Genomic DNA, 21157 nt, shown 5'->3' with positions numbered 1-21157 from the left:
TAAAGTCTCAATGATGCGATTATTGTACTCAATTCTTATTGTATTCGTAGTGTTAGGAATAACATCTTGCCGTAAAGATTTTGGTACAATTGTAAGCACAGGTAATTTAGAATTTTCGGCAGATACACTTTTGCTAAACCGCGTTTTTGACGATATTAGTTCAAGCACACAAAGCTTTAAAGTATATAACAGAAGCGATGAGGCTATCACCATTCCCCAAATTAAATTAGGTAGAGGGGACAATTCATTTTACCGATTAAATGTAGATGGTATTCCTGGCAATTTTTTTGAAAACATAGATATTCTAGCCAATGATAGCATTTATGTTTTTGTGGAAGCAACTGTTGACTTTGAGCAACTAAAAAATACGGATTTCTTTTATAGAGATTCCATAGTTTTTCAGTCTAATGCCAATGAACAAGACGTTAAATTAGAGGCGTTGGTATTGGATGTCAATCTAATCAGACCCGACAGAGCTCAACAACCTGACGGAAGTTTTATTTATGAAACGATTATTTTAGGACAAAATTCCGAAGGGGAATTATTGGGTGTTAAGGGAACAACATTATCTGGTAACACCACATTCACTAATAAAAAACCTTACTTGATTTACGGCTATGTAGGCGTAGCTGAAAATACTACGTTAACTATTAATGCGGGTGCAACCTTATACTTTCACGATAATTCAGGTATTATTGTAGAAAAGAATGCGACCTTAAAGGTAAACGGCGAATTTGAAAATGAAGTTCTGTTTGAAGATGATAGATTGGAACCTGAATTTGAAGATGTTTCAGGACAATGGGGTACCATTTGGTTACGAGCGGGAAGCAAAAATAATAGTATCAATTATACTACCATAAAAAACAATATAATTGGTGTTCTGGTTGATTCTGTTGGGAATACCAACCCTACATTGACTATTAAAAACACACAGATTTATAATACGTCCAACTACGGTATTTTAGGCAGAGAAACCAATATTTTGGGAGAAAATTTAGTAGTTGCCAACAGCGGACAATCTACTTTAGCATGTACTATTGGTGGAAAATATAACTTTACCCACAGTACTTTTGCCAATTATTGGAATGGTGGATTTAGGCAGTTTCCTTCTGTTTTGGTTAATAATTTCTTTACCTATTTTGATGAAGGAAATAATGAAATTATTGAAACGAGAGATTTAAAAGCAGCAAATTTTACCAATTGTATTATCGATGGTAATCAAGATGTTGAGTTTTTGTTAGATAAAATTGATGGTGCCGAATTCAATTTTAACGTAAAAAACTGTATGCTAAAATTTAATACCAACAATAACGAATTGTTAACTAATCCGTTATTTGATTTTACCAACACTTCTTTATATCAGAATATCATACAAAATGGCAATCTCGATTTTAAAGATGTTAACGAAAATGAATTTATCATTGGCGATGATTCTGATGCCAATGGAAATGCTGACGTTAACACAGCGTTACAAGTTCCTTTTGATATTTTAAAGGTGAGCAGAACCACTACTCCAGATATTGGAGCATATCAACATATTATTTTTGAGGAAGAAGAGAATTAGTTTATAAGTTAGACCTCACAGGTTTCCAAAACCTGTGAGGTCTCTGCAAATTACTTTTTATAAACCTTCCCTTCCTTCATCACAAAACTTACCTTTTCCATGGTGTTGATGTTTTTGGTTGGGTCATCATCTGTAGCCACAATATCGGCTATAAATCCAGTAGCTATTTGACCAATCTCGCTTTCCATTTCCAGTACTTTGGCATTGGTAATAGTAGCGGACTGTATGGTATTCATTGCTGGCATACCTGCTTCTACCATATAGCCAAACTCTTTTCCATTATCGCCATGGTCAAAAACACCCGCATCGGTACCAAATGCAATGCCTACGCCTTTTTTATAGGCTTTACCAAATGTACTTTGAATTTTAGGTCCAATAGCCAACGCTTTTGGAACAATAATTTCAGGAAAATACCCTTTTATTTTTGCTTTTTCTTCAACAGATTTTCCAGCAGTAATAGTCGGTACATAATAGGCATCATGTTTTTTCATTAGTTCCATAGTTTCTTCGCTCATTAGTGTGCCGTGTTCTATGGTTTTTACACCTCCTAAAATGGCTCTTTGCATACCTTCGTCGCCATGAGCATGTGCTGCAACGTGCATTCCGTAATCTTTAGCGGTTTCGGTAATCGCTTTGATTTCTTCAATAGTAAATTGTGGATTTTGTCCACTCTTAGCAACACTTAATACACCACCTGTCGCTGTAATTTTAATCATATCCGCTCCATTTTTGTAACGCTGTCTTACTGCTTTTTTAGCGTCTTCAACACTATTTACAACACCTTCTTTAGGGCCTGGATTGCCCATGAGTTCTTTTCTTCTACCATTGGTTGGGTCAGCGTGACCACCCGTTGTTGCCAATGATTTTTCAGCAGTAAGGATACGTGGTCCATCAATTTTACCTTGGTTGATAGCATTTCGTAATGAAACATTAACCCCACTCCCGCCAAGATCTCTAACTGTTGTAAATCCCGCAAGTAAAGTTGATTTTGCAAATCCTTGAGCATTATATGCCACATCTGCATCATTAAGTATAAAAGGTTCTATATAACGTTTTGGGTTCAGTTGACCTTCAAGATGTACGTGCATATCAATTAGTCCAGGCATTACAGTTTTGGATTTTAAATCAATGGTATTATCTTTTTTTGATTTGGGATTGATGTATCCAGTTTTTACATCGGTAATTTTGTTTCCAGTAACAATAATTGTCATTTCGTTTAGTACTTTTCCATTTTTTGTATCGATTAATTTCCCACAATGCAAATACGTGCTTTGTGCAACTAGCGTTAAACTGAATAAAAGACAAAAACTGATTAGAAAATTCTTCATGATTGAGATTGGTTAGTTAATGATTATATTTGAACCTTAAAAGTATTAAATTTTTATTGGTTTCATTGACAAATGATTAGAATCTAATAACATGGCAAAAAAAAACATAATTATAACTGGAGCGAGTAGGGGCATCGGATTTGAAATGGTGAAAATTTTGGCTGGACAAGAGCATCATGTTTTAGCACTGTCCAGAAATACTTCAACTTTAATAGCATTACAAAAAACACATAAGAATATTTCCGTAATTAGGGTAGATATTTCCGATGAAAATCAACTAAAAAAAGTTTCGCAGTTTGTCAATGATAATTGGAAATTTGTTGATGTATTAATCCATAACGCAGGAGCTTTGGTTAATAAACCATTTGCAGAAACCAGTAGTAAAGAATTTTTAGAAGTATATAAAGTTAATGTTTTTGCTGTAGCTGGATTGACTAAAACAATGTTGCCTTATTTGAAATCGGGTAGCCATGTGGTGGCAATAAGTAGTATGGGCGGTATTCAGGGGAGTATGAAATTCCCTGGACTTTCAGCATATAGTTCCTCAAAAGGAGCGGTAATTACGTTAATGGAATTGTTGGCAGAAGAATATAAAGAGCAAAAAATTGTGTTTAATACTTTAGCTTTAGGTGCGGTACAAACAAAAATGTTGGAGTCTGCTTTTCCGGGATATAAAGCACCAATAACTGCTGAAGAAATGGCAAATTATATTGCTAATTTTTCCTTAACAGGACATCAGTTTTATAATGGCAAAGTGTTGCAAGTTTCATCTTCTACACCCTAATAATGAAGGAAAGAGAAATCCTAGAAAAATATATTCCCCAAGATTCTGTTAATTTGGTGCTGGATTTGCTCAAAAAATATCCATGCCATCTCAAAATAGTTAATAATAGAAAAACAAAACATGGCGATTTTAGGAAATTAAAAACTGGTCAATACCAAATCACTATTAATAACGATTTGAACCGTTATCGTTTTTTATTGACATTAATTCACGAAATCGCCCACTTGGTAACACATCAAAAGAATGGGCATGTAAAACCTCATGGTATTGAATGGAAAATGAATTTTCAGCATTTAATGTTGCCCTTTGTTACCCCAGATATTTATCCTAAAGAAATATTACCGTATTTGGCACGTTATTTACAAAACCCTAAGGCAAGTACAGATGCTGATGTTTACTTATCATTAGCTCTAAAAAAATTCGATGAAAAGAATGGTTTAAATTATATTTTTGAATTATCGCCCAATAGTAAATTTATCCATAATAATCGTATTTTTGAAATGATTGAAAAACGAAGAACCAGATATGAATGCATTGAAATAAAAACTAAAAAGCGATATTTATTTCATCAAAATGCAGAGGTTGAGGTTGTGATAAAATAAAATAAATAGAAAACTAAAAAATATATTTTGAAGCAGAAAAATTATTACGCAGTTATAATGGCAGGAGGTGTAGGTTCAAGATTTTGGCCAGTAAGTACTTCACAGTTTCCCAAACAGTTTCATGATATGCTTGGGAAAGGAGACTCTCTATTGCAACGTACTTTTAAACGGCTTGCAAAATTAATCCCTGAAGAGAACATTCTAATCGCCACCAACGCTAAATACAAAGAACTAGTGTTGCAACAATTACCAGATTGTACGGGAAACCAATTATTGTTAGAACCTGCCATGCGAAATACAGCTCCGTGTATTTTATATGCAGCATTAAAAATTAAGCAAAAAGACCCTAATGCAGTAATGGTTGTTGCACCTTCAGACCATTGGATAGAAGATGAACAGGAGTTTGTCAATAACATCCAAACAGCATTTGATGCTTGTGAGCATAACGATATGCTAATGACCCTGGGTATTCAACCAAGTAACCCTAATACTGGTTATGGTTATATAAAATTTGAAAATGATGATGCAGAAATAAAAAAAGTAATTAATTTTACAGAAAAGCCTGATTTTGAAACGGCTACAAAATTTTTGGAAAGCGGTGATTATGTCTGGAATGCAGGAATATTTATATGGAGCGTCAAAAGTATAAGTAAAGCTTTTGAGTATTATTTGCCTGAAATGAGCAGGTTGTTTTGCGAAGGAAATAAAGCGTATAATACAGATTTTGAAGATGATTTTATAAAAGATAATTACCAGAAGGCAGAAAATATTTCTATCGATTATGGTATTATGCAAAAGGCAGAAAATATTTACACCTTGCCCGTAGAATTTGGATGGAACGATTTAGGTACTTGGAGCTCATTATATGATAAACTTGAAAAACAAGAAGGGCAAAATGCAATAGTTAATGCTAATACTATATTAAAGGATTCATCGAATAACATGATACGTACTGCAAAAAACAAACACGTTATCATTCAGGGTCTTGATGATTTTATTGTAGTTGATAAGGATGATGTATTATTGATTTATCCTAAAAATAAAGAACAAGACATAAAACAAATAGTTGCAGAGGTAAAAGATAAGTTTGGTGATGATTTAGTATAAAACTGCTTCAGCAGAAAAAACATTGACCCCATGGAAGAAAATAATAAAGTTGAAGTTGATCTTGAGATAAAAAAGCAAGAAGCCAAAAAACAGGCTACCGGTCTTTTGGGTGGAGTAAAGGAATTTCTTGTTGAATTATTAAATATAAAGCACGACACCAATAAAGAAGGGACAGTGCAGATGATAAAAGATAATATTTCCATGCAAGGACACACTGCATGGATTTTGGTTTTCTCTATCATTATATGCTCTATAGGATTAAATGCCAATTCAACTGCTGTTGTTATCGGTGCCATGCTAATAGCTCCTTTAATGGGGCCTATTTTGGGTATTGGACTTTCCATAGGTATAAACGATATTGATACGTTACGGAAATCTATGGTCAATTTAAGTGTTATGGTGGTGTTGAGTTTGTTAACTTCATTTCTGTTTTTTAGTATTCCTTTATTTCAAGATGCAACTACAGAAATTTTAGCTAGAACAAGACCAGATGTGAGGGACGTATTTATAGCTCTTGCGGGTGGCTTGGCACTTATTGTTGCTATGAGCCGACCCAAGCCCCAGACCAATACCGTAGCGGGTGTGGCTATTGCCACGGCCTTGATGCCGCCTTTATGTACCGCGGGATATGGATTGGCAACCTGGCAGTTGAACTACTTTTTTGGAGCCATGTTCCTATTTATTATCAATTCTATTTTTATAGCCCTTTCTACATTTGTTATCGTTAAGTTTTTACGTTTTCCGATGGTAAAGTACATCAATTCCGCCAAACGTAAACGCATCGGTCAGTTTGCATCAATTGTTGCTTTTATTATACTAGCAGGTAGTATATTTTCATTTTATAACTTATTTAGAGAAAATGAATTTAAAAAGACTGCAAAATCTTTCGTGGTTGAGCTAAAGGAAAATGGGGTGTCTATTATTGGTGAGGATGATAAAAATATTGATTATGCTAATAGGAGAATCACGTTACCTTTGTTTAATTCTGTGTCTGATGCTAAAGTAGATATTTGGAAAGACAGGATGGTTGAACTAGGTCTAGAAGATGTGGAGCTTGAAATACAACAACAGGACGATACCGAAATGATTGAACAGGTTAAAAATCTTCAAGAACTATATTCTCAAAACCAAAAAATTATTACTTCACGTGATGAAAGTATAAAGGAAAAGGAAGATAGAATACGATTACTCGAGAGTGAGCTTAATAAATTTTATAAAGATCAAATCCCTTTTCAGTCAGTTAGTGAAGAAGCAAAAATTAATTATGAAGGTATTGAAAAAATGAGTTATGCTAAAAAAGTGGTAACAGATTTTTCTAAGATTGATTCCATCGCTTTTTTTAGTATTGAATGGAAAAAAGAGCTGAAACAACAGGAAATAAACCAACAAGAAGCAAAATTGAAACTTTGGCTGAAAACGAGATTAGCTTTAGATACCTTAAAGATTATTAGGGAGTAAAACGGTGTGTTGTATTCTAAAAAAAATAGTTTACAAACCACCTTCTTTCAATTGAGCTTCTCTTACTTTTTTAAACAGGTTTGAAGAATATACAAAATCTACCAGCGATTTGTTATCAGTTTTAAAAACTTCGTTGCTTGTACCTTCCCATTCTTTAACACCATGTTTCATTAAAATAATTTTTTCGCCAATTTCCATAACCGAATTCATGTCATGCGAATTGATGATGGTGGTGATATTATATTCTTTGGTAATTTCTTGAATTAAATTATCAATTACTGTAGAAGTTTTAGGGTCTAATCCTGAATTAGGTTCATCGCAAAACAAGTATTTAGGGTTCATTACAATTGCTCTTGCAATGGCTACACGTTTTTGCATTCCTCCAGAAAGTTCTGCAGGAAACTTCTTGTTGGCATTTTCTAAATTTACTCTTGCTAGTACTTCATTAACGCGTTCTAATTTTTCTTCATACCGTTGTTCGGTAAACATTTTTAATGGAAACATAACATTTTCTTCAACGGTAGAACTATCAAACAATGCACTTCCTTGAAAAACCATGCCAATTTCCTTTTTTAAATCGCGTTTTTCATCATCACCCATGTCCTTATAATTGATTCCATCATAACAAATATCTCCTTTTTCTGGATGAAGTAAACCCAACATGCATTTTAAAAAAACGGTTTTACCAGAACCACTCGTTCCAATAACCAAACTAGTTTTTCCGTTTTCAAAGGTGGCATCTATACCTTTTAATACAGGAGTGCCGTCAAATTCTTTAAATAAGTTTTTTACTTCAATCATTTTCCTAATAACATTTGTGTTAAAAAGTAATTTAATACAATAATAACAATACTCGTCCACACAACGGCACGTGTACTAGCTTTACCCACTTCAATGGCACCACCACTTACGTAAAATCCGTGATAGGCAGGCACAGAAGCAATTACAAAAGCAAAAACAGATGTTTTAATCATAGAATATACTAAATGGAATGGATCAAAAGCACTTCTAATACCCATTATATAATCTGTTGAGCTTACCAAACCTGTTAAATAACCAGCAACCCATCCGCCAAAAATACCCAGTGATATACTGATAATAATCACAAAGGGATAAAAGAAAACATTGGCAATAATTTTAGGTAGCACCAAATAATTAAGCGAATTTACACCCATCACTTCAAGAGCATCTATTTGTTCTGTGACACGCATAGTCCCTATGCTTGAAGCTATATACGAACCTACTTTACCGGCCAGTATTATTGAAATTAGCGTAGGGGAAAATTCTAAAATTAACGACTCTCTTGAGGCAAACCCAATAAGGTATTTTGGCGTTAACGGGTTGTCTAAATTTAACGCTGTTTGAATAACAACTACACCACCCACAAAAAAGGAAATAAAGGCAACGATTCCTATGGAGCTAATTCCTAAGTCTTCTATTTCTTTAAATATAGATTCTCTAAAAATAGAACCTTTTTGAGGCCTTTTAAAAACCTCTTTTAGCATAAGAAAATACTTGCCAATATATTTAAAATAGTTGATCAAATTGTAATTTTATGGTGTTGGAAACGAATTAACGTTAATTCTCATATCAATTATCAAAAATATAATATTAAATGTAAAAAAAGCCTTAATTTTGAGATAAATATAAAATCTTATCCATTAAGAAATTACTTCTCCAAATACCAATACAGGTAAGGTGATTGAGGAGGTCTTGGAGGAATAGACTTAGATTTCTACTGAAGCCTTAGAGGTCTATGTAATAAAGTATATTTGACTCTATTTTTTGCTCTAGAGTTAAAGATTATTTCCTCTAATGCATAACTTGCTTCGATTTCACTCTTCAATATTTCTATTAATTGTAGCCATTCACTATTATCACTTTCATAGGATTTCCAGGACTGCATGAAATCAAAGTGTTGTCCGTGTCTAAACAATCTGCCCGGTAATGGATGGTGTTTCCTATTTCCAATTAAGATTCCATATCGCAAATATGGGTGAACATTTTTATGTGTTTGAGCTTTCTGACTATAAGTAATTGCGTCATGTGTAGTAATACTATTTATTTTCGCTTCTATAATAACTCTAGGTTTCCATAAACATTCATCCAAAACTTCATAAACCAAAAAGTCAGTTTCATATTTTAAATAATTTTGCCTGAATGGTTGATCGTCCTTATACTCCAGAACTTCACTGGAGTAGGGTAGTTTTTTGGACTCATTAACCCTTAAATTATCATTAAAGATTTTCAGTTCTTTTTCTAAATCTTCGCAAATGCTTTTTACCCATTCTCTTTCCGTCATAATCTAAAAAATAAAATTATAAACTCTCAAACCAATCAAATATCCCAAACCTAACACAAAAGGGTAACCAACAAACAACCATAAATAATCTAAGATAGAAAGTTTAGAAAAAGCTTCAGTACCTAATTGATTCAGTAGTTCAAAAAAATCGTACCAAGACTTTAATCCAATTTTCACAATAATGGCATTAGCCAATATGGCAATAATTAAAATGCAAATCCCAATGATATAGAGTTTTAACATAATACTAAGTTGTAATTTTATAGATCAGGGTAGTTAAAGTCTAATGTCTCATATCTAAAATCTAGTGTCTAGTATTTATAAACCACCGCATTGCAATTCATTCCAGCACCTACCGATGCTAAAATAATAACATCACCTTTTTTCAACTCATGATTTTCAAGCTTTCCTTTAATTACCATGTCGAATAGTGTAGGTACAGTTGCCACAGAACTATTACCCAATTTATGAATACTCATAGGCATAACATGTTCAGGTTCGGCAGTTTTATACAATCTAAAAAAGCGTTTAATAATAGCTTCATCCATTTTTTCATTCGCTTGATGGATAAATACTTTTTTAACTTCACTTATGGAGACACCACCTTTATCCAATGCTTTTTTCATGGCATTTGGTACGTTGTTTAAGGCAAATTCATAGATTTTTCTACCATGCATTTTTATATATCGTACACCTGGATCGGTATTGGGGATGTTAGATTTTCCTAAAAATAAATAGTTGGCTTCATCAAGAGTATAGGAGGCCGAAGCATGACTTAAAATCTTAGAATCACTATTTTCTTTTGCTTCCACTATGCAAGCTCCGGCACCGTCAGAATAGATCATTGAATCCCTGTCGTGCATATCCAATACTCTTGATAAGGTTTCTGAACCAATAACCAAACATTTTTTTGCTTCACCGGCTTTTATAAAAATATCAGCTTGTATAACACCTTGTACCCATCCTGGACATCCAAAGATGATATCATATGCAACACAGTTAGGGTTTTTTATTTTTAAATTGTGCTTTACCCTTGCCGCCAAACTTGGTAAAATATCTGTCTGGATGGTCTCCTTTTTTATGTCTCCAAAATTTTGAGCTAGAATAATAAAGTCTAATTCTTCGGGGTCAATATTGGCATCTTCAATTGCTTTTTCAGCAGCATAGGTTGCTATAGTTGAAGAATCCATATTGTCATTGACATAACGTCGTTCCTCAATACCAGTAATGGCTTTAAACTTTTCGATTATAACGGCATTAGAAGCTTCAAAAGGTTCATTATTAGCGTCATAAAAACGTTCATCAATAAAATCTGCATTCTTTTTTATTATTTTAGGAATGTAACTACCGGTTCCGGTGATAACTGAGTTCATAGTAGGGGCTTATATATTTTCCACCAGCTAAGATAACTTAATAAACCTGATTAATAAAGATTAGCTATTTCTTTATTTTTAATATTAAGATATTTTCAATTTTACCTCTCCTTCGGAGAGGTCGAAAATGACATTTTCGACAGTTTCGGGTGAGGTAAATAAAAAATTTCTGATTTAGTATTTGATTGGCTGAAGTTCTCTTTTAAATTAAGAAAATTTTTTATTCATTTTTATTTCCATAATTGTTGCAATGGATAACGCTCTTGTTTTTGCCATTTCTGCTTTTTCGCCTTTGAAATTATCATCTATAGAGGTGTTAAAATGATGTAACCATCTTTTAAAATGTTTATTTTTAAAAGGCTTGGTTTGGTTTAATATAAGATGTGGCTGCATAGCATTTCTTTTGTAATCTGGGACATTGAATAAAATACCATTCCAAAAATCGGTAATAATTTCGATATGCTCTTCTAAATACTCTTGTTTAATAATATCCTCAAAAAAATGTTGTACCAAATCATCTGAAAGTAATTTTTTATAAAATTCACTAATTAAAAAATGAATGTCTTTTCTATTTTTAATGTCTTGCATAACTATGAAACCGTATTTTAGAGAAGACTCTCATCAAATCCAAAAGGCAGCAAATCTTTTAAAGCATTTACTTTAACAATTTGTCCTTCTTCTCCCATAAAATAAATGGCTATGGATTGTTTTTGCTTGTTTTCGTATTCAGCTATGCTCTGTCTGCATGCACCACAAGGTCCAACAGGCTTGTTAACTTTATGCTTGGTAGAACTTGCAGAAATAGCAATGGTATTAATTTTATTTTTTGGGTAATTTGCTCCAGCATTGTAAATAGCAACACGTTCGGCACATAAACCAGAAGGGAATGCTGCATTTTCTTGATTGTTACCTGTAACTATTGTATTGTTATCCAATAAAATAGCTGCACCAACACTGAAGTTTGAATAGGGAGCGTAAGCCTTTTCTCTAGCCTTTACTGCTTCAGCCATTAAATCTTTAGCAACATTATCTAATTCATCAACAGTATTGTAAAGAATATATTCAGTTGTAGTTTGAATTTTTTGCATAAAAAAATCATTTTAGCTAAAATACTAAAATGATTTTTGATATTATATTATTTGTTTGATTCTTAATAATCAAATAAATCTCCAAAATTAAAAGTTAATGAAAAACGCAAGGTATTTTCCAACGGATTGTTAACATCTGAAGAGTTTATTAAATAAGAGAGATCTAAATTTAAACTTTTGAATTTGAATCCGGCTCCTAACGTAAAATATTTGCGAGCTCCTTTTAAGTCATTTTCGTTAAAGTAACCAAGGCGTAAACCTAAAGTGTTGTCATACATATATTCAGCACCCAATGCCCAAGTAAATTCCTTAAGTTCTTCGCTAAAACCATTTGGAGCATCTCCAAATGATTGGAACATACCAGGTAAAAAACCTACATCATCATCTTTACCATCTATAATTTCACCAGTTTGTTCATCTCTTATCGGTGGAGTAGGTACCAATAATTTATTAAACTCTAAATTAGCAGTAACCGAATTTAAATCATCTAATATAAATTCAAAACCACCTCCTAATTTTAAATTGGTAGGTATAAAACTTTCTCTGCCACCTTCTGTTAAGGTAACTTTTGGTCCAATGTTAGAAAGGTTAAATCCACCTCTCCAAATACCATTAAAATTACCATAATTTTTTTCTTCTGATTGGTAATAGCCGGCAACATCAACAGCAAAAGTATTTACTGTTTTTAAGTCAGAATTTTCAACCTTTAAAGCAAAATCTGAACGTATATAACGTACACCCACGGCTAAGGCAAAAGTTTCATTTAATTTTAACGAGTAAGACCCATCAAAAGATAATTCATTCGGGTTTTCTGTTCCTATTGGGTTTCCACCTGTATCAGTCAAATCAATTGTGCCTAACGAGAAATATTTTAAACTAGCACCCCAAGCACTTTGCTCATTTATTTTATTTGAGAACGCCAAACTACTCACAAAAACATCATTGGTTAAGTTACGCAACCAAGGCGTGTAATTAACACCTACAGAAAATTGAGATTGTGAAAAAGCAAACTTTGCAGGGTTGTGATGTTGAGAATTGGCATCGGGCTTGGTAGCCACGCCTATGTCACCCATACCACCAGCACGTGCATCAGGCACTATCGTTAAAAACGGAGCGGCCGTTGTTATCGGATTAGGTTCTTCTTGTGCAGTAGCAATGTTAACGCACAAAAAAGCTAAGATTAGTAAAAGAAAATTTTTCATTAGAATAGTTGAGTTAGGGGTTTTGAACGTATTCACTTTATTGTAAAATGACAAGTTTTTCAAATTTTTCGTTTTTAGTATTTGTTAGTGTCGATTTTACATTGAGCTTGTATATGTAAACCCCTTTTCCAATTTTATTACCAAAGTCATCTAAACCATTCCATGAAATCGAACGAGATAGATTTTCAGATTGTACATTTTGATTGATCGTTTTAATTAGTTTACCAGAAACTGTAAAAATCTGAATTTGAACTTCTAACGGTTCATTTGGTTTGTTATGATTAAACCAAAACTCTGTATAATTTATAAAAGGATTAGGATAATTTAGAACATTGCTCAATACCAAATCGCTGTTATCTACTACAACAAAATTTAACGTAGCTTCTGATGAATTATTGTATGTATCCCAAACTTTAAAATTTATGGTGTGCAGACCTGGTTCTAAATTGCGAAATGGAAACTTCACCTTCCCTTTGGTAAAGTCGTCTAACTCGGTCTCGTAAAAGTCATTTAATATAAACGGATTGGCCTGATCGCCATCTAAAATTGCTACAATATCATGGTCAACTGCAGTAATGGAAGTATTGATACCAGAACTGTCCTCTAAAACAGCAATTAAATGCGGCGATTCACTTGTGTTACCTCCATCTACAAAAGATTCGTCATCCATAAAAAGTTGAACAGTTGGACCAATATTGTCTTCAGGTGCATTTTGGTCTATACCACCAATTACAACTTCTTGATTTACACCTCCTTTATCAATATTATCATTATCGGCATATAAGCTTATTTTTGATTTACCGTAAGCTATTCTAATATCTTTTGGAACAATAAAATCAAAATTAAATATACCATTCTTTACGGATGCTCTTCCTCTAAAAATTTTACTTTCTATGGCGTCAAAAGTGAGTTTGTTGCCGAAGTTATTGTTGTCTAAGGTTATTCTGTCAACTGATTTGTCAAAAATGGTAGCGGAAAGTTCTCCGTTAAAATCGGTCAAGCTATTCCCAGCTGCATCGGTAATAACACCCTCTAAACTTATTTTTGATAATGCTTTAAGTGTGTCGGTAGCTGAAGCGATGTTTTGTCCGTTCATTTGAGTAAGCTTAATACTAGGTTTTGGACGAGCCAGTTTCATTGCAGGGTCACCTAAATAAAAAACAAATAAACGCTGACTGCTATTTGGTGCTGACGGGTCATTTTTCATAGCCATCAATGCTTCAGCAATGGTAAAATCTTCACCATTAAATCCAAACAGTTTTTTAGTTAATATATCATTAAAACGCTGTCCAACACTAATAAAAATTTCACGTGTGGTAGTAATTAAACTTATAGCACCTCCGTTGGGGTTTAAAAAAACGGATTCGCCCGCAGTTGGCCTGAGTGGATTGTCAAACTTCGAAAATTCGCAGGTCACAGTTATGAATAAAGGTAATTTATTGAGGTTGTTCCAAGAATTAATTCCAGATACTTCTAAAATACGCTCATTTGCCCAGCCGTCTTCACCTCCGTGACCAAAATAATTAATGACCAATGAACCTGTTTCAACAGCATTATTTATGGCTTCATTCACCTCAGGATATCGTTCGCCACCAGCTGAAGTTTCTTGTACATAAGAATCAGCATAAATTTTAGATAAATTATAGATAGGTCTTCTATTTTTTATGGTATCAGCTAATTTTTCTACCGTTTCTTGTAACACAAATTCACTAGCCACGTCTGGATCATCTGCTACTAAAGTGATTTTATTACGCCAGTCTCCAAAAGATTCGGTGTTGTAGTAATTTAATGTTTTGTCAACGGTTGTTTTGGCCTCGTCTAGAGTAGATATTGGAAACCTACCAGTGGCTACATCCTGTTTATCGGTATTACTTAAGTTTCCTTCATCTTCATCCATCATGCCATAATAATCATCGGTAACGTAAGATCGAGCTAAATCAAAACTCTCAAAAGATTGAAAGGATGGGACAATGTTATTGTTATCATTGATTCTGTCTTTAAAATCATAAGATGCATCGCCAAACAGGCAAACATACTTAACTCTGGTTTCATCAGTTGACGCATTAATATATAAATGTCTTATAAAGTCACGAATACTTGTTAAATCAGGAGAACCTGAACCAAACTCGTTATAAATATGATCTAAATTGATAACTTGAACGGTTAAATTGGGATTATTTCTATGAAAAGTAGCCAACCGTTCCGCTTCATTCATTAAAAAATCTTGAGTGATGATTACATAATCAATATCTTTTAGGTTGTGTAAATTTTGATTAGGGATTTTAGGTTGGTCAATAATTTCGGGTTCGTAGTAATCATTTTCATTTAATACAATAAATTCTTGTAATGAACCACCATTCGATTTAAAACTAAACTGACCAGAGCTAGATTGATTCAATACAATCTGAGGATTGATATGGTCGGTAACATTCCATACTTGATATATGTTATTGTTGTTTTCAATTTGATATTCTATAATTGAAGGGTTGCTTAAAGCATCAAAATTTCTAAAAGCGAACTGTTTACCATTAGCAGTTAGTTTTTTAACACCTATTATTTCTACATAATCTAAGTATCCTTTTGCGGAAGGGTTACTATTGTTATTGTAAGTAATTTCAACTTCAATAGGAATACTGCCTACAGTTGTAGTTTGCAAACCTTCTCGGGGAATTGCTAAAGTCAGATTGCCTGGTGTTGAGGGAATTGCTGGGATATTAATAGTCATTAAATTTTGACCATTTATTTTGACCTCAAAAGAAGATGAGGTAGAAGAGATAGCTACACCTCTTACTCTAACTGATATAGGTTCGGTAGTATCTAAATTCTCAAATTGAAATATTTTTGTCGTTGTATTTTCAAAACTTAAGTCTTTACCAAACCATTGTTGACCGTTAGCAAATAAATTTGTATTGTCATTTTCAATAAAATCGTAATCGTTATAGGTTGTAATGGTTTGTGTAGCCGCAGTAGTAATTTCGGTAGCATTGGTAATACGTTTTCCTGCTCCGTTGTCAACAGTCAAAAAATAATAAGCTTTATCACTATATATATTATTGATATGCCTACTTTGATTAGGTTGAGATGGAACTATATCCCAACTATGTGCCCCTTCTCCATAAAACAATATGTAGTCGTTATTATCAAAACTATTGTCATCTTCGCCTTTTACGAAAATGGCATTTTCTTGCAATCCATCGTATCTAAAATCGCTATTTAATTGTGGTAATAATTGCCCGCCATTACCAAAAATTTTGATATTCTTTGGATTAATTTCATTAGTATTTACACCTAAGCTTTGTAAAAATGATCTATCAATTTTAAAAACACCAGTAGTATCAATCGCAAATTTGTACCATGTACCTTGAGAGAGAGCAGAATTTTTTACGGTAGAAAAAGATTTTAGTCCAGATATAGTATTTCTAACCGTGTTTTGTGAATAAACAAGGAAAGGAACTATATATAATAGGTATATTAAGTGAGTAGCAAACTTTTTCAAAAGGAACGAGTTCATAAATATATTAAACGGAACGCAAGTTAAACATACTTATTTTATATTTTGTTAATATTAATATTAAACATTAAACAGCTTGTATTAAGGGTTTATTTTATGTGTCCGTAAATTTAACAGAATTAACACTATTTTTTATAACACAACATATAATAAAGAAATAAAACTATCGTTATACTAGCATTAATAGGCATAATGTGTCCAAAAATTAGACCCCTAATGCCGAAGATTCAACTCAAAAATAAATAAATTAAGAAGTTTAAATATGAGAAGGTATATCGGAAACAAAGTTTTGTTAACAGTACTAGCAGCAGCTACTTTAATAGGTTGTGGCAAAAAGTCCAGAACACATTCTGAACTTACAGGTTGGAAATTTAACGATCCAACTTATGGTGGCTTTACGGCTAACACTAATTATTCTGGTCAAAAAGTACCACCAGGAATGGTACTTATTGAAGGCGGTACATTTACCATGGGTAGTGTGCAAGATGATGTAATGTTCGACTGGAATACTACACCGACAAAACAACAAGTACGTTCATTTTATATGGATGAAGCTGAGGTTACAAACTTAGAATATTTGTTTTATCTACAATATCTAGAAAAGGTATATCCTCCTGCTGATGACAATTACAGAAAAATCTATCAATCTGCTTTGCCAGACACATTGGTTTGGAGAGATGCTCTTGGTTTTAATGAGTTGTTGTCTGAAGCGTATTTGCGTCACCCATCTTACTCTGATTATCCTGTTGTAGGTGTATCTTGGTTACAAGCTACAGAATACTGTAAATGGAGAACTGATAGAGTTAATGAAAAAATACTAATGGACAAAGGTGTTTTAAAGTCTTTGTTTGATATGGATTCTGTAACTGTAGAAGGTAAAAACAGATTTGACACGGGCACCTATTTAGCAAATCCTGATTTACTATTTGATGGTAATGAAGATATTTACGGAAGAGGTTTGCCAGATCCAAATGATAGAGTTAAAAAGAAAAGTAGAAAAGAAAGAAAAGCGGATAAAAATGCTGGAAATTCTGATGTAGATGATGCTGCAAGTGATGATGATTCAAAACCATCAAGAAGAGATAGAAGATCAAGAAAATCTGATCAAGGTTTTACAGGTCGTCATGTAAAAACATCTGACGGTTTGTTAACACAACGTTTTAGATTACCGACTGAAGCTGAATGGGAGTATGCTGCAAAAGCAGAAATTGAAAATAGAGAATACAATACTATTAGAGGTAGAAAAAAATACTCTTGGAACGGAACATCTACTAGAGATGAGTCTAGAAGAAGAGGTGGCGATCAATTGGCTAACTTTAAGCAAGGTAAAGGTGATTATAGTGGTTTAGCTGGTTGGAGTAATGACGGGGCTGATATTACGATCAAAGTAAAATCTTACGATGCTAATGCATTTGGTTTATATGATATGTCCGGTAACGTTGCAGAATGGGTAGCAGATGTATACAGACCTATAGTTGATAACGAAGCAAACGACTTTAATTATTTTAGAGGGAATGTATTTAAAAAACCTTTAATTGATGAAGAAGGTAAAGTAGTAGTAGTAGATTATAACAGTATAGAATTTGATACATTAGATAACGGTAAGATCGTTCCAAAAGATTTACCTGGAAGTATTAAATATGTGCCAATTACTAAGCGTGATGCTTTTATGAGACCTAATTATGAAAAAGCTGATAATATTGCTATTAATGATGGGGACTTAGCTTCAACTAGAAATTATTATCAAGATGAAGAAGATATGGAAAATGCACCTAGAATGTATAATTCACCCCAAACACCTAAGCAAATTGGTGAAAGCGGATTAATCATTCAGCAGTACGATACCAAAAAGAGAAATACGTTGATTAGCAATGAGTCTAGAGTTTACAAAGGAGGTTCTTGGAAAGATAGAGCTTATTGGTTAGACCCTGCACAACGTAGATATCTGCCAGAGTATATGGCAACCAACTATATCGGCTTTAGATGTGCCACTGATAAGTTAGGAGCAATGTCTTATAAAAGAAGACGTAAAGAGCCAAGAAGATAATAAAGTTATCAATTAAATAAATAATTAAAACTCAATACATTTTGTATTGAGTTTTTTTTTAGTTTTAGCCAATGAACATTTCAGAACTCTACCAACTTTATAAACAGTCTTACCTAGTTTCAACTGATACACGTACAATTGAAAAAGGATGCCTTTTTTTTGCCTTAAAAGGGGATAATTTTAACGGCAATAAATTTGCTGAAAAGGCTTTAAGTGAAGGAGCATCCTATGCTATCGTTGATGAAGCTACTTATCAAACGCAACCAAATACTATTTTGGTAGAAGATGTACTAAAAACTTTGCAGGCATTATCGACTTATCATAGAAATGAGCTTAATATTCCCATTATTGGTCTTACCGGTAGCAATGGTAAAACGACTACCAAAGAGCTAATTAATGCCGTAATTTCAAAAAAATATAAAACCGTTGCCACAAGAGGGAACTTAAATAATCACATTGGTGTGCCATTAACATTACTCTCTATGACACCAGAAACCGAGATTGGAATCGTTGAAATGGGAGCCAATCACATAAAAGAAATAGCATTTTTGAGCAGCATAGCACAACCAGATTACGGCTATATTACTAATTTTGGTAAAGCCCATATAGAAGGTTTTGGTAGTGTAGAAGGCGTAATAAAAGGTAAGTCTGAATTATATAGGTATTTACAAGAGCATAATAAAAAAGCTTTTGTTAATACAAATGATACATTGCAATTAGAAAAAACAAAAGACATCAAGAAGGTCACTTTTGGTGGTAGCAATTCCGACTTCCCAATAAATTTTATAGAAGCTAATCCTTTTGTACATGTTGAATTCAATAAAAAAGTTGTTAAAAGCCAATTGATAGGATCTTACAATTTTAATAATATTGCAGCTGCTTTGGCTATGGGTAGTTATTTTAATATAAAAGAGGTGGATTGTATAGATGCTATAGAAAATTATGTACCGACTAACAATCGCTCACAAATTATTTTACAAAATTCCAATAAAATTATTCTAGATGCTTATAACGCAAACCCATCAAGTATGCAGGTTGCTTTAGAAAACTTATCTGGATTATCTGATAAATCTAAAATTGCAATTTTGGGAGATATGTTCGAATTAGGTGATACGGCTGAATATGAACATCAAGCTATTATTGATATGATTGGGGAGCTATCTTTGGAAAAGACATACCTAATTGGTGAAAATTTTTATAAATGCTCTAGTCCAGATAAAAACATTACACTTTTTAAATCTTTTGATGATTTTAAAAAACATTTCCCAAATCTTAAAGTAAAAAATACTACCCTATTAATTAAGGCATCTAGGAGTATGGCTTTAGAAAGAGTGTTAGAGTTGTTGTAATTCTATTTGTATTTTAATAAAAAAGCTTTAAAAGCATCCCAATAATTTTGATGGCCTTCATTTTTATTCCATAATGCTTTAGATCCATGAAAACCTTTTACTTCTGGCTTAAATTGGGTTACCAAATCAGGCTTAATTTTACTAACGAGCTTTTCTACTGGCCTAACTTCTCTTTTAGAAGAAGTTACAAAAATTGGCACTTCTATAGATTTAATGGTTTTTGTTAAATTGGTTCCTGTTAAATATTCACCAGGGCTAAAAGCGGCAACGGCTTTAATTCTATCATTTTCACTACCTATCCATAAGGCTAATGAAGCGGAGTAGGAGCTGCCCACCAAAATTATTGGCTTATTACCATTGCTATTATATAAAAAATCTATGGCAGCTTCAACATCTTGTTTTGCTCCAGCATACCCCACATTTCTTAGTTTACTATCCGCATCAATTGCCGTTTGATTAATTACCCCGTTTACGCCTTTGCCTGAACGTTGGTCAATGGCCATACAAGAGAAACCTAATTCGTTAAGCTTTTTTGCGGTATCAATATATTCGCCACGGCTATATCCAGCCTGATGGCACAATAAAACAGTTGGAGGGATACCTTCTATAAAATAAGTGTCTGCGGTAATAACTACAGAATCTTTTGCATAAAATGTAATAGTGTTAGAGTTTGTTCTTGAATCTTGAGCAGAAATAGCAGAAAAATAAAAAACACTAATAAGTAAAAGAAAAAAACGCATATGATAATATATTTATGCTCCTAAGGTAATAAATTTAATTAGGTTACAATTCTTTTTTAATTCCAACTTTAAATCCTAAAAGTTGTTGTTTAAAATTTGAATTTTTGTATAGATTAGAAATTCCACTTTGATAGTTAGTAGAGATTTCAATACTATAACTATTGTCAAATTGATAACCAACTCCTAATGCTGCCTTGGCATTTGCATTATAATTGTTTTCGTTCAGTTTGTTTTTTATGATAAATTGATTTATAAAGCCAGCTTCAGCAAAAAGTAAAACTTTTTTTGATAAAAAATAATACTTGGCTGTTAGCGGTATTTCTAAAAATTGCTGATTTATATCCTCAGGTTGAGGAGCTGCAATAAAATCACAAACATGACAATAAAAAGTGCCTGTAAAATCTCTAATTGAATAAGTTAGTCCAGATTGGATAGAAAATTTTGAATTTGGTTTGTATTCAATTTCGGTACCTAAACTGTAATTGTGCTTATTATATTCTGCAGCATACCCTTCATATTTGCTAGTAGATTGACTTTTATCACTCAAATTCTTATCTAATGAATAAAACAAACCAATTTTTATTTTTTTTAAAGATTGATTGGATAATATGGGTGTTTCTTTAGTGTTTTCTTGAGCATGTAAGCTAAACCCAATGCCAAAGAGAAAAACGAACAACTGTATTTGAAATATTTTTGACATAA

General features: G+C 33.0%; 19 protein-coding genes. 7 read left to right on the top strand and 12 right to left on the bottom strand.

The window, feature by feature from the left end:
* Positions 1-10: 10 nt before the first annotated feature.
* Entirely contained in the window at positions 11-1564 is a 1554-nt protein-coding gene (locus tag U5A88_RS10125) for a hypothetical protein (RefSeq protein ID WP_354206094.1), read from the top strand.
* 50 nt (positions 1565-1614) lie between these two features.
* Here U5A88_RS10125 and U5A88_RS10120 read toward each other — a convergent pair whose 3' ends face one another.
* A complete protein-coding gene (locus U5A88_RS10120; protein ID WP_354206092.1) occupies positions 1615-2892 on the bottom strand; it encodes a metal-dependent hydrolase family protein in 1278 nt (425 codons plus the stop codon).
* A 91-nt stretch (positions 2893-2983) separates the two neighbouring features.
* Between U5A88_RS10120 and U5A88_RS10115 the strand changes: the two genes are divergently transcribed.
* Genes U5A88_RS10115 through U5A88_RS10100 form a run of 4 tightly spaced genes read left to right on the top strand, consistent with a single transcriptional unit; the run spans position 2984 to position 6843 of the window.
* On the top strand, positions 2984-3676 hold the full coding sequence (locus U5A88_RS10115; protein ID WP_354206090.1) for an SDR family NAD(P)-dependent oxidoreductase: 693 nt from the start codon (positions 2984-2986) through the stop codon (positions 3674-3676).
* A gap of 2 nt (positions 3677-3678) precedes the next feature.
* Positions 3679-4278, top strand: a complete 600-nt coding sequence (locus tag U5A88_RS10110; protein ID WP_354206088.1) for a SprT-like domain-containing protein — start codon at positions 3679-3681, stop codon at positions 4276-4278.
* Positions 4279-4335: 57 nt separating this feature from the next.
* On the top strand, positions 4336-5385 hold the full coding sequence (locus U5A88_RS10105; protein ID WP_354208171.1) for a mannose-1-phosphate guanylyltransferase: 1050 nt from the start codon (positions 4336-4338) through the stop codon (positions 5383-5385).
* Between the two features lie 30 nt (positions 5386-5415).
* Positions 5416-6843: a TIGR00341 family protein gene (locus U5A88_RS10100; protein WP_354206086.1), complete on the top strand. Its 1428-nt coding sequence runs from the start codon at positions 5416-5418 to the stop codon at positions 6841-6843.
* Between the two features lie 30 nt (positions 6844-6873).
* Here the strand turns inward: U5A88_RS10100 and U5A88_RS10095 are convergent, their stop codons facing one another.
* The 9 genes from U5A88_RS10095 to porU form a co-directional block, all read right to left on the bottom strand.
* Positions 6874-7644, bottom strand: coding sequence for an ABC transporter ATP-binding protein (locus tag U5A88_RS10095; protein WP_354206084.1), 771 nt, complete (start codon positions 7642-7644; stop codon positions 6874-6876).
* On the bottom strand, positions 7641-8348 hold the full coding sequence (locus U5A88_RS10090; RefSeq protein WP_354206082.1) for an MlaE family ABC transporter permease: 708 nt from the start codon (positions 8346-8348) through the stop codon (positions 7641-7643). Before U5A88_RS10090 ends, U5A88_RS10095 begins: the two co-directional genes overlap by 4 nt.
* Positions 8349-8578: 230 nt before the next feature.
* The gene (locus U5A88_RS10085) at positions 8579-9145 is read right to left on the bottom strand and encodes a hypothetical protein (protein ID WP_354206081.1); all 567 of its coding nucleotides are present in this window, start codon (positions 9143-9145) and stop codon (positions 8579-8581) included.
* 3 nt (positions 9146-9148) lie between these two features.
* The gene (locus tag U5A88_RS10080) at positions 9149-9388 is read right to left on the bottom strand and encodes a DUF7672 family protein (RefSeq protein ID WP_354206079.1); all 240 of its coding nucleotides are present in this window, start codon (positions 9386-9388) and stop codon (positions 9149-9151) included.
* 68 nt (positions 9389-9456) lie between these two features.
* On the bottom strand, positions 9457-10518 hold the full coding sequence (locus U5A88_RS10075) for a 3-oxoacyl-ACP synthase III family protein (protein WP_354206077.1): 1062 nt from the start codon (positions 10516-10518) through the stop codon (positions 9457-9459).
* A 207-nt stretch (positions 10519-10725) separates the two neighbouring features.
* Positions 10726-11106 carry a group III truncated hemoglobin gene (locus U5A88_RS10070; RefSeq protein WP_354206075.1) on the bottom strand — a complete coding sequence of 127 codons (381 nt, stop codon included), beginning with the start codon at positions 11104-11106 and terminating at the stop codon, positions 10726-10728.
* A gap of 17 nt (positions 11107-11123) precedes the next feature.
* The gene (gene cdd, locus U5A88_RS10065) at positions 11124-11606 is read right to left on the bottom strand and encodes a cytidine deaminase (protein ID WP_354206073.1); all 483 of its coding nucleotides are present in this window, start codon (positions 11604-11606) and stop codon (positions 11124-11126) included.
* 62 nt (positions 11607-11668) lie between these two features.
* A complete protein-coding gene (gene porV / locus U5A88_RS10060) occupies positions 11669-12808 on the bottom strand; it encodes a type IX secretion system outer membrane channel protein PorV (RefSeq protein ID WP_354206071.1) in 1140 nt (379 codons plus the stop codon).
* Between the two features lie 37 nt (positions 12809-12845).
* Entirely contained in the window at positions 12846-16319 is a 3474-nt protein-coding gene (porU, locus tag U5A88_RS10055) for a type IX secretion system sortase PorU (protein WP_354206069.1), read from the bottom strand.
* Positions 16320-16581: 262 nt separating this feature from the next.
* On the opposite strand from porU, the gene gldJ reads away from it, so the two are divergent.
* Both gldJ and U5A88_RS10045 read left to right on the top strand, forming a co-directional pair.
* Positions 16582-18366 carry a gliding motility lipoprotein GldJ gene (gene gldJ / locus U5A88_RS10050; protein WP_354206067.1) on the top strand — a complete coding sequence of 595 codons (1785 nt, stop codon included), beginning with the start codon at positions 16582-16584 and terminating at the stop codon, positions 18364-18366.
* 71 nt (positions 18367-18437) lie between these two features.
* Positions 18438-19715, top strand: coding sequence for a UDP-N-acetylmuramoyl-tripeptide--D-alanyl-D-alanine ligase (locus U5A88_RS10045; protein ID WP_354206065.1), 1278 nt, complete (start codon positions 18438-18440; stop codon positions 19713-19715).
* Positions 19716-19717: 2 nt separating this feature from the next.
* On the opposite strand, the gene U5A88_RS10040 is transcribed toward U5A88_RS10045, so the two are convergent.
* Both U5A88_RS10040 and U5A88_RS10035 read right to left on the bottom strand, forming a co-directional pair.
* Positions 19718-20455 (bottom strand): alpha/beta hydrolase, encoded by a 738-nt coding sequence (locus U5A88_RS10040; protein WP_354206063.1) that lies wholly within the window; start codon positions 20453-20455, stop codon positions 19718-19720.
* Positions 20456-20498: 43 nt separating this feature from the next.
* Positions 20499-21155 (bottom strand): outer membrane beta-barrel protein, encoded by a 657-nt coding sequence (locus U5A88_RS10035; RefSeq protein WP_354206062.1) that lies wholly within the window; start codon positions 21153-21155, stop codon positions 20499-20501.
* Between the last annotated feature and the right edge of the window lie 2 nt (positions 21156-21157).

Origin of the sequence: Aureibaculum sp. 2308TA14-22, assembly GCF_040538665.1 — a bacterium.
Taxonomy (GTDB): domain Bacteria; phylum Bacteroidota; class Bacteroidia; order Flavobacteriales; family Flavobacteriaceae; genus Aureibaculum.
This window is presented reverse-complemented; position numbering and strand designations above follow the sequence as displayed.

Excerpts from the sequence above, each read along its gene's own strand:
- gldJ (WP_354206067.1), top strand. The coding sequence starts at position 16,582 with ATGAGAAGGTATATCGGAAACAAAGTTTTGTTAACAGTACTAGCAGCA.
- U5A88_RS10105 (WP_354208171.1), top strand. The coding sequence starts at position 4,336 with ATGGCAGGAGGTGTAGGTTCAAGATTTTGGCCAGTAAGTACTTCACAG.
- U5A88_RS10075 (WP_354206077.1), bottom strand. The coding sequence starts at position 10,518 with ATGAACTCAGTTATCACCGGAACCGGTAGTTACATTCCTAAAATAATA.
- U5A88_RS10100 (WP_354206086.1), top strand. The coding sequence starts at position 5,416 with ATGGAAGAAAATAATAAAGTTGAAGTTGATCTTGAGATAAAAAAGCAA.
- U5A88_RS10070 (WP_354206075.1), bottom strand. The coding sequence starts at position 11,106 with ATGCAAGACATTAAAAATAGAAAAGACATTCATTTTTTAATTAGTGAA.
- U5A88_RS10115 (WP_354206090.1), top strand. The coding sequence starts at position 2,984 with ATGGCAAAAAAAAACATAATTATAACTGGAGCGAGTAGGGGCATCGGA.
- U5A88_RS10125 (WP_354206094.1), top strand. The coding sequence starts at position 11 with ATGATGCGATTATTGTACTCAATTCTTATTGTATTCGTAGTGTTAGGA.
- cdd (WP_354206073.1), bottom strand. The coding sequence starts at position 11,606 with ATGCAAAAAATTCAAACTACAACTGAATATATTCTTTACAATACTGTT.
- U5A88_RS10085 (WP_354206081.1), bottom strand. The coding sequence starts at position 9,145 with ATGACGGAAAGAGAATGGGTAAAAAGCATTTGCGAAGATTTAGAAAAA.
- U5A88_RS10120 (WP_354206092.1), bottom strand. The coding sequence starts at position 2,892 with ATGAAGAATTTTCTAATCAGTTTTTGTCTTTTATTCAGTTTAACGCTA.
- U5A88_RS10110 (WP_354206088.1), top strand. The coding sequence starts at position 3,679 with ATGAAGGAAAGAGAAATCCTAGAAAAATATATTCCCCAAGATTCTGTT.
- U5A88_RS10045 (WP_354206065.1), top strand. The coding sequence starts at position 18,438 with ATGAACATTTCAGAACTCTACCAACTTTATAAACAGTCTTACCTAGTT.
- porV (WP_354206071.1), bottom strand. The coding sequence starts at position 12,808 with ATGAAAAATTTTCTTTTACTAATCTTAGCTTTTTTGTGCGTTAACATT.
- porU (WP_354206069.1), bottom strand. The coding sequence starts at position 16,319 with ATGAACTCGTTCCTTTTGAAAAAGTTTGCTACTCACTTAATATACCTA.
- U5A88_RS10090 (WP_354206082.1), bottom strand. The coding sequence starts at position 8,348 with ATGCTAAAAGAGGTTTTTAAAAGGCCTCAAAAAGGTTCTATTTTTAGA.
- U5A88_RS10080 (WP_354206079.1), bottom strand. The coding sequence starts at position 9,388 with ATGTTAAAACTCTATATCATTGGGATTTGCATTTTAATTATTGCCATA.
- U5A88_RS10040 (WP_354206063.1), bottom strand. The coding sequence starts at position 20,455 with ATGCGTTTTTTTCTTTTACTTATTAGTGTTTTTTATTTTTCTGCTATT.
- U5A88_RS10095 (WP_354206084.1), bottom strand. The coding sequence starts at position 7,644 with ATGATTGAAGTAAAAAACTTATTTAAAGAATTTGACGGCACTCCTGTA.
- U5A88_RS10035 (WP_354206062.1), bottom strand. The coding sequence starts at position 21,155 with ATGTCAAAAATATTTCAAATACAGTTGTTCGTTTTTCTCTTTGGCATT.